This window comes from Bradyrhizobium sp. UFLA05-89 (assembly GCF_059803475.1).
In genome coordinates, this window is the sequence record NZ_JBANBA010000048.1 from 42,035 (window position 1) to 62,364 (window position 20,330).

Genomic DNA, 20,330 nt, shown 5'->3' on the forward strand with positions numbered 1-20,330 from the left:
TCTTAAGGTCGGAACTGGAATTGGCGTGGCGCCTGACCTGAGACGGCGGCGCGCACTTTGGCAGATCCTGCTGTTCGCGGCGGGACTCTTGGTGCTGACGGTGATCAGCGCCGGCTCGGTCTACCTCGTCAACAAGGCACGCGACGACAACGCCTCGGTCATTCACACCATCGAGGTCGAGAACCAGATCCACACGCTGCTCCTGGAAGTTCGTCGCGCCGAGAGCAGTGCGAGCGGATTTCTCCTCACGCGGGGGCCGGAATTCTGGACCGACCACCAGGCCGCGGTGGCGGCGGTCCTGCCGCATCTCACGAGGCTCGCGGAGCTGACCAAGGACAATCCCGCGCAGGCCGACAACGTCCGCAAGCTGCGGCCAGCGGTCGAAACCAGGCTCGACCAGTTCACGCGCGAGATGAATTATATCCAGCAGAGCGACTTCGCACGTGCCTCGGCGCTCGTCCGTGAAGCGGCTGCCGGCAACACGACGAGCACGATCCGCGACGCTGCGGACGCCATGCTCCGCGAGGAGCAGCGATTATTTGCACTGCGCTCGGCCAATGCCAACAACAGCCAGACGCTGGCAGCGTCGTTGACCGGCATCGGCTCCGGTCTCGTCGTCGTGCTCGCCTTGATCTCGATCTGGCTGGTGCGGCGCTCAGCAGCCCTCCGCGACGAGGCCGAGACGCGCCTGCGCGATTCCAACGTCAATCTTGAGGCCACCGTCGATGAACGGACGGCTGACTTGCGCGAAGCCAACAACGAGATCCAGCGCTTCGCCTATATCGTGAGCCACGACCTGCGCTCGCCGCTGGTCAACATCATGGGCTTCACCAGCGAGCTCGAGGAGTTGGGAAGCGACCTCTTCCGGCGCATCGGCAGCCTCACCCACGTCCCGGCGGACGGGCCGCCGCTGGCGATGAAGGATGCCGCGGAAATCCCGCTGGAAGGGTCGGACAAACAGCTCTCGCAGGATTTTTCCGAGGCGCTCGGCTTCATCAAATCCTCGATCGCCAAGATGGATCGCCTGATCTCGGCGATCCTCAACCTCACCCGCGAGGGCCGGCGCGAATTCGAGCCGGTCAGGATCGACACGCGCGAGCTGATCGAGGCGATCGTCGCGACGGTGGCACATCAGTCAGCCGAAGCGCAGGCCGAAATCCGCGTCGGCGAGCTGCCCGACATCGTGAGCGACCGGCTAGCGCTGGAGCAGATCTTCTCCAACCTGATCGACAACGCCATCAAGTATCTCAAGAGCGGCGTGCCCGGCGAGATCGCGCTGCGCGGCCGCACCAAGCTCGGCTATGCGATCTTCGATATCTCCGACAATGGCCGCGGCATCGATCCGAAGGATCACCACCGCATCTTCGATCTGTTCCGCCGCGCCGGCCTCCAGGACAAGCCGGGCCAGGGCATCGGCCTTGCCCACGTCCGCGCGCTGGTGCGCCGGCTCGGCGGTACGATGTCGGTCTCCTCCGAACTCAACGTCGGCAGCACATTTACGATCACGCTGCCGATCAAGTGGAACGCGAGCAAGCGGAACGCAGAACAATGACACAGCCCGTCACCATCATAATGATCGAGGACGACGAGGGGCACGCCCGCCTCATCGAACGCAATATCCGCCGCTCCGGGGTGAACAACCCGATCGTGCCTTTTGCCAACGGCACGGACGCCATCCGCTTTCTGTTCGGCGCTGACGGCTCCGGCCTCGTCCAGAAGGGCAATGCGCTGCTGATCCTGCTCGATCTCAACCTGCCCGACACGACCGGGATCGAGATCCTGAAGCGGATCAAGGAGAACAAGTACCTGAAGGCCTCTCCCGTAGTGGTGCTGACCACCACCGACGACTCCCAGGAGATCAAGCGCTGCTACGAGCTCGGCTGTAACGTCTACATCACAAAACCGGTCAATTACGAGAATTTTGCCAACGCGATCCGGCAGCTCGGGCTATTCTTCTCCGTCATCCAGGTGCCCCCAGCAGCAACATGAACCGGACAACGCCGACGCTGCTCTATATCGACGACGATGACGCGCTGGCGCGCCTCGTCGAGCGCGGTCTGACGCGCCGCGGCTACAAGGTGATCCTTGCCACAAGCGGCGAGGAAGGCCTCGCGCGCATCCGGCAAGGAAACGTCGATGGCGGCATCGACGTCGTGGCGCTCGACCAGTACATGCCGGGCCTCGACGGTCTTGAGACACTCGAACGGATCATGGCGATCCCGAACGCCCCGCCGGTCGTCTTCGTCACGGCGTCGCAGGATTCCAGCATCGCCGTCACAGCGCTGAAGGCGGGCGCAGCCGACTACCTCGTCAAGGACGTCACGGGCGACTTCATCCCGCTGCTGCATGTCGCTGCCGATGGCGCCCTGCGCCAAGCTGCGCTCCAGAAGGCGCGCGAGGAGGCGGAAGCCGAAATCCACGCCTCGCGCGACCGCTACGCGGCGCTGGCCGCCGAACGCGAAATGCTGCTGCGCGAGGTCAATCACCGCGTCGGCAACTCGCTCCAGATCATCGCTTCGCTGCTGCATCTGCAGGCAAGCTCGGCTGCGCAGGAGGAGGTCAAGGCCGCCCTGACCAATGCGATGGGCCGCGTCGCCGCGGTCGCGCAGGTGCACCGCCGCCTCTACACCTCGCAGGATCTGAAGAGCGTCGTCCTGAACCAGTATTTGGACTCGCTGCTCGAGGACCTCCGCCGCTCGGCCGAGGGCAACCGGATGTCGCGCCTGACGCTGAAGGCGGAGCCGATCGAGATCGATCCGGACCGCGCAGTGGCGGTCGGCATCATCGTCAACGAGCTGGTCATGAACGCGGTGAAATACGCCTATCCGGACGGCGCCGGCCCCATTCACGTCGAGCTGACCTCGCAGGGCGAGGATCTCGTACTGTCGATCGCCGATGATGGCGTTGGTGACAACGCCAAGGCCGATCCGCGCTCGACCGGGATGGGCCAGCGCATCGTTGCGGCGATGGCTTCCAAGCTCGACGCCTCCGTCGAACGCGATCCGGATCACACTGGGACGAAGATCCTGCTCAAGTTCCGCCGCCTGCCCGCGCCATCGACGACGACGAACAACGCCGCCGCGAGCTGACGTGCGAGGCCCCGCATCGGACCCCATCGCAAGGCTGCCACGATCCTGCTAATGTGCCGCGCATGACTTCGCGCGACTCCGCCTCGTCTGAAATCACCCCCGCCGTGCTGCTGCGTGCCTATGCCTGCGGCATCTTTCCGATGGCCGAGAGCGCGGACGATCCGACGCTGTTCTGGGTCGAGCCGGAGATGCGCGGCGTGATCCCGCTCGAGGGATTTCGCGTCGCCTCGCGCCTTGCGCGCACCGTGCGCTCGGATGTGTTTCGCGTCACCGTCAACACTGCCTTCAAGGCGACGATCGCCGGCTGCGCGGCGCCGCAGGCCGGCCGCGAGGACACCTGGATCAACAAGCGCATCCGCGACCTCTATGGCGGCCTGCACGAGCTCGGCCACTGCCACAGCGTCGAGGCCTGGCAGGGCGACGACCTCGTCGGTGGCCTCTATGGCGTGAGCCTGGGGCGCGCCTTCTTCGGCGAAAGCATGTTTCACACCGCGCGCGATGCCTCGAAGGTCGCACTGGTGCATCTGGTGGCGCGCCTAATCTACGGCGGCTTCGAGCTGCTCGACACGCAATATGTCACCGAGCATCTGCGCAGCTTCGGTGCGGTCGAGATTTCCAGGCGCCGTTACACCGCCCTGCTCGACAAGGCGCTCGCAGGCGAGTCCGCCGACTTCCTGAAATTGCCTGGAGACGCGATCCCGGGGGCGAGCGCGCTCGAGATCATCGCAACGAGAAGCTAATTCCGGCCGAAGCCCGGGAACGGGAAGAGGCTCGGCTGCTGTGGCGGCGGAGGCGGCGGTGCCGGCTGCGGCTGCTGCACCGGCGGAGGCTGCGGGGGACGCTGCTGCTGCACGGCCTGCTTGGGCGCGGCCTTCTTCTGTGCCGGCGGCGGCGGTGGCGTGGCCGGCTTGCTCGCCGGATCCGGCGCTGCGGTCGCGATCGTCTGCTGCGGCTCTTTGCAGTCGGTCAGCCAGATGTCGTAGATCGGGTGCTCGACGCCGTGCAGGCCCGGGCTCGCCGCAAACATCCAGCCCGAAAAAATCCGCTTCACCTCGCCTTGCAGCGTGATCTCGTCGACCTCGACGAAGGCATCGGTATTGGCGGCTTCGGTTGCCGGCCGCGTGTAGCAGGCGTCGGTTTTGACCCGCAGCGCGCCGAACTGCACGGTCTCCCCGATCTCCTCGTCGAAATTGATGATGCGGCCGGTGATCTTGTCGAGGCCCGAGAAGGTCGCCTTCTTGTTCACGATCTTCTGCGCCGGCGGCTCGGTAACGACCTCATCGCCCGGCTGAAGGCTGGCCGGCGTCTGCGGAACGCCGTTTTGCGGTGTTCCCTTGGGCTGTCGCTGCCCGGGCGGCAAGCCCGGCAGCGTCGGATTGGCGCCCGGCTGCGGCGGTGGGCTTTGAGGATTGGGCGGCGCAACCGCGATGGAGGGCTGCTGGTTCTGCGGCAGCACGGTACTTCCCGGCGGCGGGGCCAAAGGCTGCGTCTCCACCGGACCGGGCAGAGCATTGGGCGCGATATTTCCTTGGCGGGGGGCGGGTCGGTTCGGCGTCGGCAGCACGCGGCCCTGCGGCGGCAGCTCCGGCACCTCCTCGTCATCGTCAGGCATCTGCTGCTGCGGCTGGTTGCCGCGCGGAATGCTGCCGGGCGGCCGCAGCGGCGGCGGATCAGAGAAGATGGTGCCGATCTGCGCCTGCGCCGGAGGCGAGACGGTCATCGCTGTGGCGGCAAAGAGCGCCGCAAGGCCGGTCAGGATCAGGTTTCGAGACATCTCGCGCGGCTTCAACAGCGAATCGGGTTTATCGAGCATTGTACAGGGGTTACGGCCGCTCGCAGACCATCCGGTTAACACGCCGAATACGGCGGGGAAAGGGCGGTTTCCCCCACGCCCGCCGGCCCCTTCCCGGTCCCTTCCCGGTCCCTTGGCTGGCCAGACCACCCGTCAGGTGGGATAGTTGCAGCGGCGGCCCATCTCCGGCGGGCCCCGACAGACGGCGGCTTCCCTCTCATTCCGGGGGCCCCAACAGGCGAGCCCGGCAGCGACATCAGCAAATTCCTCGCAAGGTCTCCCATGCCAATCGTCCTCGATTCCGACGCCGCCGCCGTCTACCAGGCGTTTCTTCAGGCCGCCCGTCCACCTTATGAAACGCTGACCGCGTCGGAAGCTCGCGCGGATTATTCCCGAGCGGGCTTTGCAACCAATCCCGAGCCGCCCGAGCTGGCACGCGTCGAAGCCCTTGCGATCCCGGCGCCGCACGGCACGATCCCTGCCCGCCTCTACGTGCCAATGAGGCTGCGCCGACGTGGCGGTCTATCGCCGGCTCTGGTGTTCTTCCATGGCGGGGGCTGGGTGATCGGCGACCTCGACACCCATGACGTCGCAGCCCGCAAGCTCGCCGTCGAGGGCGAGCTGATCGTGATCTCGGTCGACTATCGCCTGGCGCCCGAGCACAAGTTTCCCGCCGCGGTCGACGACGCCATCGAAGCGACCCATTGGATCGCCGCGAACGCCAGCACGCTTGGCATCGATGCATCGCGCCTCTGCGTCGGCGGCGACAGCGCCGGCGGCAATCTCGCCGCCGTGGTCGCCATCGCTGCCCGCGATGGCAACGGCTTGAGTCTCGCAGGCCAGGTGCTGATCTATCCCGCCGTCGATTTCGCGATGACCCACGCCTCGCACAGCGAGCCCGAGACCAGCCTGCTCCTCAGCCATTCCGTCGTCCGCTGGTTCAAAGGCCATTATCTGAACGGCGCCGCCGACGCGCACGACTGGCGCGCCTCGCCGGCCCGCGCCACCGCGCTCAATGGCCTGCCGCCGGCCTATGTGCTGACCGCCGGCGCAGATCCCTTGCGCGATGAAGGCCACGACTATGCAGAGCGCTTGAGGCAGGCCGGCGTGCCCGTCGCCTGTCGCCACTTCCCCGGCCAATTCCATGGCTTCTTCACCATGGGCAAGCTGTTGCCGCAGGCCGATGTTGCAGCCGCGGAGATCGGCGCATGGTTGAAGAAGTTGGGCTGAAGACGATGTCGTAGCCCGCATGGAGCGAAGCGAAATGCGGGGCTGTCGTCATTGGTCCCGTCCCCGGATGACGCTACGCTCCATCAGGCTACAGCGCGTGCAATACACCGCAACCACTTGTTACTTTGAACAACAAGGCCAGTGCCTCAAGAGTTGCGCTCCACAGATCGCCTCAACCTCTTCGCGCGAGGTGACACTCCCCTGGAAGTCAAAATGCCCCTCAGCCTGCAACGCACCTTGGCCGCTCCCGTGCGATGGCTCGCATGGCTCGGCGACCAGGGCACCCGCGCCGTGGCGGCGCTGGTGCTGTTCGGGATCGCAATCCCGCCACTGGGGGCAGTGCTGCGGCCTTACGTGACCGAGGCGATCTTCCTCCTGCTCGTCATCTCCTTCATGCGCGTCGACCTTGCTGCGCTGCGCGCCCATCTGCGCCGGCCGGGTCTGATCGTCGCGGCAACCGCCTGGACGACGATCGGCGTTCCCCTGATCTTTGGCCTCGCTGCGCATCTGTCCGGATTCGATGCCCGCTCGCCCGAGCTGTTCCTCGCCCTGATGCTCCAGGCCATCGCTTCGCCGATGATGGCCTCGCCCGCGATCGCGGCGCTGATGGGCCTCGATGCCACGCTGTTGCTGGTCACGCTCGTGACCTCCACCGCGCTGGTGCCGTTCACGGCGTCACTGTTCGCCGCACTCTTCCTTGGCGGAACGCTCAGCATCTCGCCGCTCGCGCTCGGTGCAAAACTGCTCGCGATCCTTGCGGGATCGCTCACGACGGCGACCGTGATCCGCTGGCTGTTCGGCGCGGACGCGATCCAGCGTCAGCGCCGGCCGATCGACGGCGTCAACATCATCATCCTGCTGGTCTTCGTCGCGGCCGTGATGGGCAACGTGATCGCCGACTTCCTGGCCGATCCCCTGCTGTCGATCGGCATTGCGCTGCTCGCCTTCGCCATCTTCTTTGCGCTCTTGATCGTCACGACGCTGCTGTTCCGCCGCATCGGTTACGAACAGGCGCTCGCACTTGGCCTGATGGTATCGCAGCGCAATATCGGGCTGATGCTGGCGGCGACGGCGGCAACCCTGCCCGGCACGACCTGGCTCTATTTCGCGCTCACCCAGTTTCCCTACTACGTCGCGCCACAGATGCTGACGCCGATCGCGCGACGTTTGACGGCGCAGTCACAAGCAACCGCGGGCACCGCGACCGCGGAAACGACACGCTAACTCGCCCGCGCCGCGCGCCGCAACGATTGCGGCGGCTGGCCAAAGGCGCGGATGAAGGCGCGGCGCATCCTTTCAGGATCGCGGAAGCCGGTCGACTGCGCCACGAGCTCGATCGCTTCGCTGGACGACTGGACACGCTCGCGCGCCACCTCGACGCGCAAGCGCTCGATCGCCTTTGACGGCGTCGCGCCGGTCTCCGCGGCAAAGGCGCGCGCAAAGTGCCGGGCGCTCATGTTGGCGTGCTCGGCGAGATCCTCGACGGTCAAGGGCGTATCGAGGTTCTCGCGCGCCCAGGCGAGCAGCGGTCCGAAGCGGCCGTTCGGCGTCTTCAATTCGAGCAGCGAGGAGAATTGCGACTGTCCGCCGCTGCGGCGATGGTACAGCACGAGCTGGCGCGCGGTGTCCTGTGCGACCGCCTCGCCGTGATCCTCGGTCACCATCGCCAGCGCGAGATCGATGCCGGCTGAGATGCCGGCCGAGGTCCAAACATTGCCGTCGCGGGTGAAGATCTGGTCGGGCTCGAGCTTCACCTTGGGATAGCGCGCGACGAAATCGCGGGTGCGGCCCCAATGCGTGGTCGCGCGCTTGCCGTCAAGCAGGCCCGCCTCCGCCAGCACATAGGCACCGGAGCAGACGCTGGCGACGCGCACGCCGCGCTTGGCCAGCCGCTGCACGAAGCCTAACGTTGCCGGACAGCGCGCCGCGCCTGCCACGCCCTCGCCGCCCGCGATGATCAATGTCGTGACCGCATTCGCCGTTTTGAAATCGCGCGCCATGATCTCGACGCCGGACGAGCTGCGCACGGGCCCGGCGTGCAGCGCTAGCACCCGGATGACAGGCACCATCTTCGAATAGCGCGCAGCGATCTCGAACACCGAGATCGGGCCCGCTGCATCGAGCAACTGGAAATCGGGAAAGATCAGGACGCCGATCATGGGCCAAACCCCGCGCTATGTCCGAAAATGAGGGAATTATGCCATTTCTGACAGGAGAGCATCATGGCATCGTTGGCCCGTCAAGCTGATTGTCTGGAGGCTCTCATGTCGTCACCGCTCAGAATCGGATGTCTGGTTTTTCCACGCGTCACCCAGCTCGACCTCACCGGACCCGTGCAGGTGTTTTCCTCCGTACCCGGCGCCGAGGTGCACCTGATCTGGAAGCGGATCGAGCCTGTTCCGAGCGATTCCGTGCTGACGCTGACGCCGACCACGACCTTCGCCGATTGTCCGCAGCTCGACGTGATCTGCGTACCCGGCGGCTTCGGCACCGATGCGCTCGTCAATGACGAGGAGGTGCTCGATTTCCTGCGCAGCCAGGCCGAGGGCGCTAAATACATCACCTCGGTGTGCACGGGATCGCTGGTGCTCGGCGCAGCCGGCCTCTTGAAGGGCTATCGCGCCGTCACCCATTGGAGCGCGATGGAGGTGCTGGCGCTGTTCGGCGCGACACCGACACGGACGCGCGTCTGCATCGACCGCAACCGGATTACCGGCGGCGGCGTCACCGCCGGAATCGATTTCGCGCTGACACTGGTCTCGATCCTGGTCGACCGCACCATGGCCGAAGCGATTCAGCTCCGCCTCGAATACAATCCGGCACCGCCCTTCAATGCGGGTTCGCCGGAGACCGCGCCCGCCGAAGTGCTCGCACTGATGAAGGAACGCATCGCGCCCTCGCAGGCGCGCCGCATTGAAGCCGCCAAGCAGGCTGCGGCCAGGGTGATGTGAGGACACGCGACCGACAAACAGAAAAAGGCCGCCTGGTTTCCCGGGCGGCCTTTCCTGTCTTACGACAGCTGCACATTCAAACGGGCGATTTCGGAGCTTCCAGACCGGGGGGCCTATCTCCCGATCGAGTCCTGTTCGGCAGCCGCTGCATTTCGGGACAGTCGCGAACTGTTGCCCGAACCGTGCGCGATGGTCTCCCATCTCCGTAAGATGGTTCATTGAGCCGCATCGCTCGCGGTAGAGCAACGGCCGCGCATGCTGCGTCCCCGCTGTTCCCGTTGTTCACAGCGACGATAGCCGGATGCGAATGCATCCAACGCCGATGATTTGCGGAATTTGCCGGTCTAGCCAGGCGTCCAGGGCTGATAGTCGCCCGTCGCCTTGGGGCGCTTGCCGCTCGCAAGCGTCGAACCCGAGGGCCGATAGGCCTTGGGCGTGCCGGTCAGGTTCGGCTGATGGGGCTTTTCCCACTCGCGCGGCTTGTAGTCGAGCTCGGTCGGCGGCACATCGACCACGTGATGCATCCAGCCATGCCAGGCCGGCGGCACGCGGCTCGCTTCGGCATAGCCGTTATAGATCACCCAGCGCCGCTCGAAACCGAGCGTCGGATCGATCACCCCGCCGCGGGTCCGGTAGTAGCGATTGCCCTGCTCGTCCTCGCCCACCAGCTCGCCGAACCGCCAGGTCCAGAGCTGTGTGCCAAAGGTCTGGCCGTTCCACCAGGTGAAGAGCTTGAGGAAGAATTGTTTCATGCGGCAAGGGCCCTGCTTCGTGCGGTCCTGATGCCATCCGGAAGCGAACTTGTCCAGTTGCCGCTCCGCGGATGAACCATCTGGAATGCGCTGATCCGCCGCAACGAGGACGCGATCCGTTCATGCTGGGTACAGACGCGGATTGGAATCCTGCGCTCCCCACGCAAACCTCCGCGGGCGCCCTGGAACCACTGCCTGCTTGAGTGGTTGGATTTGGGGAAAAGGAGCCGAATATGAACAATCTCAGAGTTTTGACCGCCACGGCGGCGCTGGCACTGGTTCTCCCGCTGGCCGCACCGACCGCCAGCCTTGCCCAATCCCGCGCTCAGGCTGTCGGCGGTGGCGGTGGCGGGCACGCCGCCATCGGAGGCGGTGGCGGCGGTGGCGGAGCCCGCATGGGTGGTGGCGGATTTAGCGGCGGTGGCGCATTCCGCGGTGGCGGCGGCAATTTCGCAGCCTCCACGGCCGTTCGTCCCGGCGTCTCCGCGCCGGCCTTCAGCGGAGGCGGTCGTGTCGCAGCCGGCGCGCCGTCCGGCAACTGGAACGGCGGCAACTGGCGTGGTGGCGGCTGGCACCATCGCGGTGGCGGCTTCTGGCCCGGCGTAGCTGCTGGCGCCGCGATCGGGACCCTGGGGTCGTACGCTTACTCCGGCGGCCCGTACTACAATGATCCCTACTATTACGGCGACGATTACTATTATGATTCCGGCCCGAGCGTTGCCGTTGTGCCCGACACCGGCGGCGATTCCGCAGCCTATTGTGCCCAGCGCTACAGGTCCTATGACCCCGCCTCAGGGACTTATCTCGGCTATGACGGTCTGCGACATCCCTGCCCCTAGCGACGGTTAGTTGCATCGCTCCAATCTGATCGAAAAGGCGCCGTGATCGCGCGGCGCCTTTTTGACGTGTCATCTCGCGCTGCGCAGGCTTTCACACGAACGCCATACATCGCGGGTTTTATGCACCTCACCGTGCATATCTGTCCTGATCCAATCCAAAATTGACCCGATCCACGATTCGCCTATATCAGCAAAGACTGTGGGGACTTCGATTGGTTAGGCAGAGTCATGCCGCGCATTCTCGTGGTTGATGACGATCCGATGGTCGGCGCGACCATCGAGGTCCTCCTCCAACGCCAGGGCTTCGACGTCACGTTGACTGACGGCGGTGAGACCGGGCTGGCTGCGCTGGAGCAGCAGACCTTCGACGCGATGCTGGTCGACATTTTCATGCCGCATATGCGCGGCTTCGAGTCGATTCGCATCTTCCATGAGCGTGCCCCGACGATCCCTCTGATCGCGATGTCCGGCTACGCGTTTGCCTCGTCCGCATCGCCCTCGCCCGATTTTCTCCGCATGGCGCTCGAGCTCGGCGCAACGCGCTGCCTGCGCAAGCCGTTCACGCCGGAGACGCTGCTGACTGCAATCAAGGAATGCCTCGACGAGGCCGCTCCGGTGAAGGACAACAAATTCCCTTGATTGCTTCGCAGCGCGTCATTCTCGGTGCCGGACTTGCGATCCTCCTGATCATCACCGCGGCCTCGATCGGACTCGACGTCAAGTCGCGGTTCGACACGTCATGGGCCAACCACACCGTGGGGGCGCTCAAGAAGATCTCGGAGCTGCGCCTGCTCGTCCGTCGCGCCGAAAGCGCGGCGCGCGGCTATGAGCTCTATCGCAGCCAGGCCTTCAACGACGAATTCCAGGCGACGCGCGGGGCGATCGCGCCTGCCCTCGCCGATCTCAAGCGCGCGCTGCGCGACAATCCCGATCAGGTCGCGCTGCTTGAGAGCACCGAAGCGCTGGTTCTGCGCCGGCTCGACATCGCGGCCGAAGCGATGCGGTTGCGCGCAGCGAACGACGGGGACGGCATCACCGCGCTCCAGGGCAAGGCGGAAGGCCGCGGCCTGATGGAGACGGTGACCGCAAATCTCGACCGGCTAACCGCGGAGGAAGAGCGGCGGCTGGCCGCCCGCGCGGCGGAGTCGCGCCGCACCGGCATTGTCCTGCTCGGTATCGACGTCGCCGGCGCGGTGCTGATCCTGCTGCTGGTCGCGCTGCTGTTGCGCGAGACCCGGCGCAGCAGTGTCGCCCTGCAAAGCACGCTGCATGAGACCAGGGCTGCCAACGAGGCGCTGGAGGCGGCGGTCGCCGAGCGAACCGAGCACCTCGTCACCGCCCATGACGAGCTCCGCATCTCCGTGAACGTGCTGCAAAGCACCTTCCACAGCATGGCGGAAGCGGTGCTCGTCATCGACAGGGACAGCAACGTCCTTCTGTCGAATCCCGCCGCAGAGCGCATGCTGCTGCATCGCGCCGGGATGAACCTGACCAGCCTGCGCACGATGTCGGACGTGTTCCAAGGCGACGGCGTGACGCCGCTCATCCCTGAGGAGCTGCCATCGGCGCGCGTGCTGCGCGGCGACGAGTTCGAAGAGATGGAGATGATCGTCCGCCCGCACAGCGGCAATCCCGTCCGCCATCTCCTCATCAGCGGGCGGCCGATGCGCACTGCGCAAGGCGTGATCTCCGGCGCGGTGCTGGTCTATCACGATGCGACCATCTCGCGCGAGACCGAGCGGCAGCTGCATCAGTCGCAGAAGCTAGACGCCATCGGCAAGCTGACCGGCGGCGTCGCACACGACTTCAACAACATGCTCACGGTGATCTCGGGCAATACCGAGACGCTGGTCGGCAGCCTCAAGGAGCAACCTGAGCTGCAGCGCGTGGCGCGGCTGATCGACGATGCCGCGCAGCGTTGCGCCGAGCTGATCCAGCACCTGCTCGCCTTTGCCCGCAAGCAGCCGCTGGAGCCACGCAACGTCGACGTCAACGCGGCGGTATCAGACAGCGCAAAGCTGCTGCGTCCCGCCCTCGGCGAGCAGATCCAGATCGAGACCGCGCTCGAACAGGGGCCGATGACCTCGCACATCGATCCGTCCCGGCTGACCAACGCGGTCCTGAACATGGCGATCAACGCGCGCGACGCCATGCCCGACGGCGGCAAGCTGTTGCTGGAGACGCGTCGGGTGACGCTGGACGAGGCCTACGCGCAGGCCAACCCGGACGTCACGCCCGGCGCCTATGTGATGCTCGCGGTCAGCGACACCGGCAGCGGCATGCCGCTGGATGTGCAGGAAAAGGCCTTTGAGCCGTTCTTCACCACCAAGGAGATCGGCAAGGGCTCAGGCCTCGGACTGTCGATGGTCTACGGCTTCGTCAAGCAGTCCGGCGGCCACATCAAGATCTACAGCGAGGCGGGCCACGGCACGACGATCAAGCTCTATCTGCCGCCCGGCGAAGGCGCGAGCGAGACGGCGACCACCGCGGCGCCGGCGGCGACCGGCGGCGCCGAAACCATCCTGGTCGTGGAGGACGACAATCTCGTGCGCAACTTCGTCACCGCACAGCTACAAAGCCTCGGCTACAAGACCATCGCCGCCCCCGACAGCCGCACTGCGCTCGCGCTCGTCGAGCGCGGCGAGCCGTTCGATCTCCTGTTCACCGACGTCGTCATCCCCGGCGGCATGAGCGGACGCGTGCTTGCGCTGGAGGTCGACAAACGCCGGCCGGGTGTCAAGGTACTCTACACCTCCGGCTATACCGACAACGCGATCGTCCACCAGGGCAAGCTCGACGAAGGCGTGCTGCTGCTGACCAAACCTTACCGCCGCAATCAGCTCGCCGAGATGATCCGCCTGGCGCTCGGCAAGGAGCCGGTGGGCTAGCATTGTAGGATGGGTAGAGCGAAGCGAAACCCATCGCCCAACAGTTGTGCTATCCTTCGGGAATGACCTCGTATCGCCGCAACTTCATCCCCGGCGGGACCTTCTTCTTCACCGTCAATCTGGTGGAACGGAAGCTCTCGTTGTTGACGACCCATATCGAGTTGCTGCGCGCGGCATTCCGAGAGACGCGTCAAAGGTACCCGTTCACGATCGATGCAATCGTTGTGCTGCCTGACCATCTTCATACTGTCTGGAGCATGCCCGAAGGTGATGCGGATTTCGCGACACGATGGCGATTGATCAAGTCAGCTTTCTCTCGCAACCTCGCGCGGGTCGAGCGGATTTCAGCAAGCCGTGCCGGGAGGGGCGAGCGCGGTCTGTGGCAGCGCCGCTATTGGGAGCACACCATCCGGAACGAGGCGGATCTGGCGAGACACATCGACTATGTTCACATCAATCCCGTGAAGCATGGTTTGGTCGGTCGGGTGTCAGATTGGGCTCCGTCGTCGTTCCATCGCTTCGTCAAGCTCGGCATTTACCCGGAAGACTGGGCCGGAGGCGTTTCCCGCGACGAGGACGGTCCACAATTCGGCGAAAGAACTTGAGAGAAGAAAGTTGATGGGTTTCGCTTCGCTCTACCCATCCTACATACTGGGGAAGGAGGACGTGAGCTAACGCGTCGCCAGCACGACGCCGGCGAGGGTGAAGGCCAGCGCGGCGATCTGCCCCACTCCCAGCGGCTCGTGCAGCGCGAGCGCCGAGGTCACGACGCCGATGACGGGCACGGCCATGGTGCCGATCGCGGCAACCGAGGCCGGCAGCCGCGACAGGGCGGCGAACCAGCTGACATAGGCGATGCAGAACTGGCCGACGACCGAATAGACCAGCAAGCCCCAGCCGACCGGCGTCACCCGCGATAGATGCGTCGTCTCCAGCACAACGCCCACGATCGCGACCGGCAGGCAGCCGAGACCGATCTGCCAGGCGGCGGCCGTGATAGGCGGCAGATGGATCGGGTATTTCTTTGAGACCACCGTGCCGACCGCAAAACCGATCGAGCCGCCGAGCGCCATGATGATGCCCGGCAACTTCGCCGCGCTTGCGGAGACGCCGTTGCCGCCCATGATCGAGGCGAGACCTGCAAAGGCCATCACCAGCGCGATGGTGCGCAGGAGCGTCGGCCGTTCCCCCAGCACCGGCCAGGCAAAGAGCGAGGCCCAGACCGGCATGGTGTAGGCGATCAGCGCCGCCTCGCTCGCCGGCAGCCACAACAGCGCCAGCCCCATCAGCACCATCCAGCCGGTGACGTTGAGGAGAGCCGCGACCAGAAGCCGCGGCCATATTCCGGGCGCGATCCTCAGGCTGTCGCGGCGGATCACGGCAAGGGCTGCGAGCAGCAGCGCGCCGAGCACACCGGTGACGCCGCGAAGCGTCAGCGGCGGCAGTTCGGAGAGCAGAAACTTGGTCACCGGCCAGTTGAAGCCCCAGCCCACCGACGTGATGGCAAGGAACATCAGGCCGGCCGGGGCGATGCGCGTCCGCATTCCCCGTCGTGTCGAATCATGCATGTGGTAGCCCGGCAGAAACGGCCCACCTTGTCGCCTATCGGTCCCCTCCACCACCACCCAAGCGAGCATGGCTGCCTGTACGTTCCGTAGCACTACGTGAGTCCTACTGACGCAATGCCCCGGGGGCAAAAATAAACGAGCCTGTGAACAGCGGGACGAAGCCCCTCAGGCATCCCCAAACACAAATTTTTTCGGTTGGGAATCTCTCAGGACTCACTGATACTTGCCTCCACAACAGGCGCGGTTCCCACCCCTGTTATCCCCGTCTTTCCACCATATTTAGTATTTGATTCAGGAACTCGCACTAGTTCTTGACGTGCGCAACGGAGAGTCCTAGCTTTGGGTCCGTTCGGCGCGAGTGTGTTTGCGTCCCGCCGGTCACTCCCCAAAGGGTCCTCGCAAATGACCACTCCGCCAGCCGAAGGGGGCAGCGGGTGAAGGGCTTGTCTGCCCTTGATTTGTCGACTCTCAAGGGGCGCTCGAACGGGCCGAAACAGGCCCGGAGCAAGCGTAGTGTGGTGGCGTTGAACGCATGTCGCGCGCATCCCCTTGGGGGCGGGTGCGGGTGGACATGCCGGCGGATGATTTCGTCGGGAGAAACTGGGCCGGATCCACCGGCTGAGCTTGCGAAGCCTTAAAGCCGAAACGGCCGGGAGGAGTCGCGTGAAAACAACTACCCGGGACGCCCGAACGAAGGCGGATCCGGTCAAAAAAGGACGGGGCAAACTATGAGAATTGAGCGGCGCCACACCACTGCAGGACAATCCCCTTACGCCGGGATCGAATTCCGCCTGACCACGTCGGAGATCCGCAATCCCGACGGCTCGGTCGTGTTCAAGCTTGATAACGTCGAAGTGCCGACCGAGTGGTCGCAGGTCGCCTCCGACGTGCTGGCCCAGAAATATTTCCGCAAGGCCGGCGTTGCCGCGCGCCTGAAGAAGGTCGAGGAGGAATCCGTCCCCTCCTTCCTATGGCGCTCCGTGCCCGATACCGAGGCGCTTAGCCTCCTGCCTGAGAAAGAGCGCTATGTCAGCGAGCTCAGCGCCAAGCAGGTGTTCGACCGCCTCGCCGGCTGCTGGACCTACTGGGGCTGGAAGGGCAAGTACTTCTCCTCCGACGACGACGCCCAGGCCTTCTATGACGAGCTCCGCTACATGCTCGCCATGCAGATGGTCGCGCCGAACTCGCCGCAATGGTTCAACACCGGCCTGCACTGGGCCTATGGCATCGACGGCCCCGGCCAGGGCCACTATTACGTCGACCCCTTCACCGGCAAGCTGACCAAGTCGAAGTCGGCCTACGAGCATCCGCAGCCGCACGCCTGCTTCATCCAGGGCGTCGGTGACGACCTCGTCAACGAGGGCGGCATCATGGACCTCTGGGTGCGCGAGGCGCGCCTGTTCAAATACGGCTCCGGCACCGGCTCGAACTTCTCGCGCCTGCGCGGTGAAGGCGAAAAGCTGTCCGGCGGCGGCCGCTCGTCGGGCCTGATGAGCTTCCTCAAGATCGGCGACCGCGCGGCGGGCGCGATCAAGAGCGGCGGCACCACGCGCCGCGCGGCCAAGATGGTCGTGGTCGACGTCGATCACCCCGACATCGAGACCTATATCGACTGGAAGGTGAAGGAGGAGCAGAAGGTCGCCGCCCTCGTCACCGGATCCAAGATCAACCAGAAGCACCTCAAGGCGGTGCTGAAGGCCTGCGTCAACTGCGAAGGCTCGGGCGATGATTGCTTCGATCCCGAGAAGAACCCTGCCCTGCGTCGCGAAATCAAGCTCGCGCGCAAGAGCCTCGTGCCCGACAACTACATCAAGCGGGTGATCCAGTTCGCCAAGCAGGGCTACAAGGACATCCAGTTCGACACCTACGACACCGACTGGGATTCGGAAGCCTACCTCACGGTTTCCGGCCAGAACTCCAACAACTCGGTCTCGCTGAAGGACGACTTCCTCCGCGCGGTGGAGACCGACGGCGACTGGAGCCTCATTGGCCGCACCAACAAGAAGGTGACGAAGACGCTGCGTGCCCGCGACCTCTGGGAGAAGATCGGCTACGCCGCCTGGGCGTCGGCCGATCCGGGCCTGCACTTCAACACCACGATGAACGACTGGCACACCTGCAAGGCGTCCGGCGACATCCGCGCGTCCAATCCGTGCTCGGAATACATGTTCCTGGACGACACGGCGTGCAACCTCGCCTCCGCCAATTTGCTGACGTTCTACAACACGACGACCAAGCACTTTGACGTCGATGGCTACGAGCATCTCTGCCGGCTCTGGACGCTCGTGCTCGAAATCTCCGTGATGATGGCGCAGTTCCCCTCCCGCGCGATCGCCGAGCTCTCCTACGAGTTCCGCACGCTCGGCCTCGGCTACGCCAATATCGGCGGCCTGCTGATGACCATGGGCCTGCCGTATGACAGCAAGGAAGGCCGCGCGCTCTGCGGCGCGCTGACTGCCGTCATGACCGGCGTCACCTACAAGACGTCGGCGGAGATGGCGGCCGAACTCGGCACCTTCCCCGGCTACAAGAAGAATGCCGCGCACATGCTGCGCGTCATCCGCAACCACCGCCGCGCCGCGCACGGCCAGAGCTCCGGCTACGAGGCGCTCTCGGTCAATCCGGTGCCGCTCGACCACGCCTCCTGCCCGCAAGCCGACCTGGTCGCGCATGCGCAGGCAGCCTGGGATGCGGCGCTCGAGCTCGGCGAGCAGCACGGCTATCGCAACGCCCAGACCACGGTGATCGCGCCGACCGGCACGATCGGCCTCGTCATGGATTGCGACACCACCGGCATCGAGCCCGACTTCGCGCTGGTGAAGTTCAAGAAGCTCGCCGGCGGCGGCTACTTCAAGATCATCAACCGCGCGGTCCCCGCAGCGCTGCGCGCGCTCGGCTATCGCGAGAGCGAGATCGCGGAGATCGAAGCCTATGCCGTCGGCCACGGTTCGCTCTCCAACGCCCCCGGCATCAACGCCTCGACGCTGAAGGCCAAAGGCTTCACTGATGAGGCGATCGCCAAGGTCGAAAAGGCCCTGCCGACCGCCTTCGACATCAAGTTCGCCTTCAACAAGTGGACTTTTGGCGAGGACTTCATCCGCGAGCAGCTCGGCATCGGTGCCGAGGCGATCGCAGCCCCCGGCTTCGATCTGCTCCAGGCCGTCGGCTTCACCAAGCGCGAGATCGAGGCGGCCAACGTCCACATCTGCGGCGCGATGACGGTGGAAGGTGCCCCGCACCTGAAGGCCGAGCACTATCCGGTGTTCGACTGCGCCAACCCCTGCGGCAAGATCGGCAAGCGCTATCTGTCGGTCGAGAGCCACATCCGCATGATGGCCGCGAGCCAGCCCTTCATCTCGGGTGCGATCTCCAAGACCATCAACATGCCGAACGACGCCACGGTGGAGGACTGCAAGTCCGCCTACATGCTGTCGTGGAAACTCGCCCTGAAAGCCAACGCGCTCTATCGCGACGGCTCAAAACTCTCCCAGCCGCTCAACTCGCAGCTCATCAGCGATGATGAGGACGAGGATGATGCGGTCGAGCAGATCTACGAGAAGCCGATGGCGGCGCGTGCCGCCCAGGTCTCCGAGAAGATCGTCGAAAAGCTCGTCGAGCGCATCATCGTGATGCGCGAGCGCGAGAAGATGCCGGATCGCCGCAAGGGCTACACCCAGAAGGCGGTCGTCGGCGGCCACAAGGTGTACTTGCGCACCGGCGAGTATGACGACGGCCGTCTCGGCGAGATCTTCATCGACATGCACAAGGAAGGCGCGGCGCTCCGCTCCTTCATCAACAACTTCGCCATCGCCGTGTCGCTCGGCCTGCAATACGGCGTGCCGCTCGACGAATATGTCGACGCCTTCACCTTCACCCGCTTCGAGCCGGCGGGCCCCGTGCAGGGCAACGACAGCATCAAGTACGCGACCTCGATCCTCGACTACGTCTTCCGCGAGCTGGCGGTGAGCTACCTCAGCCGCTTCGACCTCGCCCACGTCGATCCCAGCGAGACGGGCTTTGACGCGCTCGGCAAGGGCGTCGAGGAAGGCAAGGAGCCGGACGACGAGGGCGGCCACCACGCGACCAAGCTGGTCTCGCGCGGCCTCACCCGCTCGCGCACCGACAACCTGGTCGTGATGCGCGGCGGCTCGGCCGCGGTCTCCTCCGGCAACGACAGCGCCCCCGCCGGCGGCCACCGCGTCACCGCGCTGCACGGCGCATCCGCCCGCGCCGGCGACACGATCGAAGGCGCCGTCGCCCTGAAGCAGGAAGCCAGCCACGACCTCTCTCCAACAGAGAAGCTCGAGCAGCTCCAGTGGAGCAAGGCCGGCACCGCGCAGACGGTCGTCCCCACCAAGGCCGAACGCCGCGCGGAAGCGAAGGCAAAGGGTTACGAAGGTGAGATGTGCAGCGAGTGCGGCAACTTCACGCTGGTGCGGAATGGCACCTGCATGAAGTGCGATACGTGCGGCAGCACGACGGGGTGTTCGTGAACAAATTGAACCACTACTACTAGTTGGGGCGGTCCGTTTGGGCCGCCCTAATCACATGAGGGCAAGCAAATGAAGGACAAACGGATATATGTAGAGCGCCGAGACGAGGGCGACTATGCCGTTCGACGAGCCAACTCCGATAGGGCCAGCGACGTGCTTCCAACCCAACGTGAAGCCATCGAACGGGCTCGGGAATTGAGTCCCGATACAACGCCTCATGTCGAGCGCGTCCGTCATACGTCGAGGGGTACGCCTGACAAATGGCGCAAACCGTAGCTGCTCGGCCCAACACGCCTACCCCAGATCAGCGCAGCGATGTCCGGGCAACATCTAGCTAACCCACCCCACGTGCCGCTCTGCTCATGCGGACCATTTGCCGTAAGAGCTGCGGGTACGTCTGGGGCCGTCCGGAAGATGGCTAGCGAAATATGGCGATAGTCAAGAACCCGGTTCTCTTTTCGACGCATTTTGGTATTGGACCGAAAGTTCTACACGACGCTGGTCTGATCGACCCCTTCTTGAACGTCGACACGCAGCTTTTCATCGATCCAGTTCTACTTGGAAAGTCGGCTAATCTCGTCATTCGAACCGAAGCTCTCCCGGCCTTTCGCGCGCATTTTGAGAACTTTATACGCTTGCTTGTTATCTCGCGAGTCGCTCGTGAAGAATTCGGAAGCGATTGATCTGTCGCTGTGATTTTGACGTGAGTAAGTATTCGATTGTGCAAG

Annotated in this window: 18 protein-coding genes; 14 read left to right on the forward strand and 4 right to left on the reverse strand. The window is 64.9% G+C overall.

The features are described 5' to 3' along the window. Positions 1-25 precede the first annotated feature (25 nt). The 4 genes from SO139_RS24000 (at position 26) to aat (ending at position 3,829) form a co-directional block, all read left to right on the forward strand. Positions 26-1,552: a sensor histidine kinase gene (locus SO139_RS24000; protein WP_449382922.1), complete on the forward strand. Its 1,527-nt coding sequence runs from the start codon at positions 26-28 to the stop codon at positions 1,550-1,552. Next, positions 1,549-1,989 carry a response regulator gene (locus SO139_RS24005; protein WP_449382921.1) on the forward strand — a complete coding sequence of 147 codons (441 nt, stop codon included), beginning with the start codon at positions 1,549-1,551 and terminating at the stop codon, positions 1,987-1,989. The genes SO139_RS24000 and SO139_RS24005 overlap by 4 nt, the downstream gene beginning before the upstream one ends. Continuing rightward, on the forward strand, positions 1,986-3,089 hold the full coding sequence (locus SO139_RS24010; protein WP_449382920.1) for a sensor histidine kinase: 1,104 nt from the start codon (positions 1,986-1,988) through the stop codon (positions 3,087-3,089). The genes SO139_RS24005 and SO139_RS24010 overlap by 4 nt, the downstream gene beginning before the upstream one ends. A 62-nt stretch (positions 3,090-3,151) precedes the next feature. After that, positions 3,152-3,829 (forward strand): leucyl/phenylalanyl-tRNA--protein transferase, encoded by a 678-nt coding sequence (gene aat, locus SO139_RS24015; RefSeq protein ID WP_449382919.1) that lies wholly within the window; start codon positions 3,152-3,154, stop codon positions 3,827-3,829. Here the strand turns inward: aat and SO139_RS24020 are convergent. After that, positions 3,826-4,902 carry a DUF2155 domain-containing protein gene (locus tag SO139_RS24020; RefSeq protein ID WP_449382918.1) on the reverse strand — a complete coding sequence of 359 codons (1,077 nt, stop codon included), beginning with the start codon at positions 4,900-4,902 and terminating at the stop codon, positions 3,826-3,828. The two genes, aat and SO139_RS24020, sit on opposite strands and share 4 nt — an antisense overlap. Before the next feature lie 261 nt (positions 4,903-5,163). Between SO139_RS24020 and lipP1 the strand changes: the two genes are divergently transcribed. Both lipP1 and SO139_RS24030 read left to right on the forward strand, forming a co-directional pair. Next, positions 5,164-6,111 (forward strand): LipP1 family hormone-sensitive lipase, encoded by a 948-nt coding sequence (gene lipP1, locus SO139_RS24025; protein WP_449382917.1) that lies wholly within the window; start codon positions 5,164-5,166, stop codon positions 6,109-6,111. Between the two features lie 213 nt (positions 6,112-6,324). Continuing rightward, a complete protein-coding gene (locus SO139_RS24030; protein WP_449382916.1) occupies positions 6,325-7,335 on the forward strand; it encodes a Na+-dependent transporter in 1,011 nt (336 codons plus the stop codon). Here the strand turns inward: SO139_RS24030 and SO139_RS24035 are convergent. Beyond that, the gene (locus SO139_RS24035; RefSeq protein WP_449382915.1) at positions 7,332-8,270 is read right to left on the reverse strand and encodes a GlxA family transcriptional regulator; all 939 of its coding nucleotides are present in this window, start codon (positions 8,268-8,270) and stop codon (positions 7,332-7,334) included. The genes SO139_RS24030 and SO139_RS24035 overlap by 4 nt on opposite strands. Before the next feature lie 105 nt (positions 8,271-8,375). Between SO139_RS24035 and SO139_RS24040 the strand changes: the two genes are divergently transcribed. Then, on the forward strand, positions 8,376-9,062 hold the full coding sequence (locus tag SO139_RS24040; protein WP_449382914.1) for a DJ-1/PfpI family protein: 687 nt from the start codon (positions 8,376-8,378) through the stop codon (positions 9,060-9,062). A 344-nt stretch (positions 9,063-9,406) separates the two neighbouring features. On the opposite strand, the gene SO139_RS24045 is transcribed toward SO139_RS24040, so the two are convergent. After that, complete coding sequence (locus tag SO139_RS24045) at positions 9,407-9,814, reverse strand: NADH:ubiquinone oxidoreductase subunit NDUFA12 (protein ID WP_449382913.1); 408 nt, start codon at positions 9,812-9,814, stop codon at positions 9,407-9,409. 233 nt (positions 9,815-10,047) lie between these two features. On the opposite strand from SO139_RS24045, the gene SO139_RS24050 reads away from it, so the two are divergent. The 4 genes from SO139_RS24050 to SO139_RS24065 all read left to right on the forward strand — a co-directional run bounded on the left by SO139_RS24050 (position 10,048) and on the right by SO139_RS24065 (position 14,146). After that, positions 10,048-10,653, forward strand: coding sequence for a BA14K family protein (locus SO139_RS24050; RefSeq protein WP_449382912.1), 606 nt, complete (start codon positions 10,048-10,050; stop codon positions 10,651-10,653). Positions 10,654-10,881: 228 nt separating this feature from the next. After that, positions 10,882-11,292 carry a response regulator gene (locus SO139_RS24055; protein ID WP_449382911.1) on the forward strand — a complete coding sequence of 137 codons (411 nt, stop codon included), beginning with the start codon at positions 10,882-10,884 and terminating at the stop codon, positions 11,290-11,292. Beyond that, entirely contained in the window at positions 11,289-13,541 is a 2,253-nt protein-coding gene (locus tag SO139_RS24060) for a CHASE3 domain-containing protein (protein WP_449382910.1), read from the forward strand. Before SO139_RS24055 ends, SO139_RS24060 begins: the two co-directional genes overlap by 4 nt. A 62-nt stretch (positions 13,542-13,603) precedes the next feature. Further along, positions 13,604-14,146 (forward strand): REP-associated tyrosine transposase, encoded by a 543-nt coding sequence (locus SO139_RS24065; protein WP_498540682.1) that lies wholly within the window; start codon positions 13,604-13,606, stop codon positions 14,144-14,146. A gap of 66 nt (positions 14,147-14,212) precedes the next feature. Here the strand turns inward: SO139_RS24065 and SO139_RS24070 are convergent, their stop codons facing one another. Continuing rightward, the gene (locus tag SO139_RS24070; protein WP_449382909.1) at positions 14,213-15,109 is read right to left on the reverse strand and encodes a DMT family transporter; all 897 of its coding nucleotides are present in this window, start codon (positions 15,107-15,109) and stop codon (positions 14,213-14,215) included. A gap of 728 nt (positions 15,110-15,837) precedes the next feature. On the opposite strand from SO139_RS24070, the gene SO139_RS24075 reads away from it, so the two are divergent. From SO139_RS24075 to SO139_RS24085, 3 genes are all read left to right on the forward strand, one after another. Further along, positions 15,838-19,602 carry a vitamin B12-dependent ribonucleotide reductase gene (locus SO139_RS24075; RefSeq protein ID WP_449382908.1) on the forward strand — a complete coding sequence of 1,255 codons (3,765 nt, stop codon included), beginning with the start codon at positions 15,838-15,840 and terminating at the stop codon, positions 19,600-19,602. Between the two features lie 69 nt (positions 19,603-19,671). Then, complete coding sequence (locus SO139_RS24080) at positions 19,672-19,878, forward strand: DUF2188 domain-containing protein (protein ID WP_498540683.1); 207 nt, start codon at positions 19,672-19,674, stop codon at positions 19,876-19,878. Positions 19,879-20,030: 152 nt separating this feature from the next. Then, positions 20,031-20,285, forward strand: a complete 255-nt coding sequence (locus SO139_RS24085; protein WP_498540684.1) for a DUF8370 family protein — start codon at positions 20,031-20,033, stop codon at positions 20,283-20,285. Positions 20,286-20,330 lie beyond the last annotated feature (45 nt).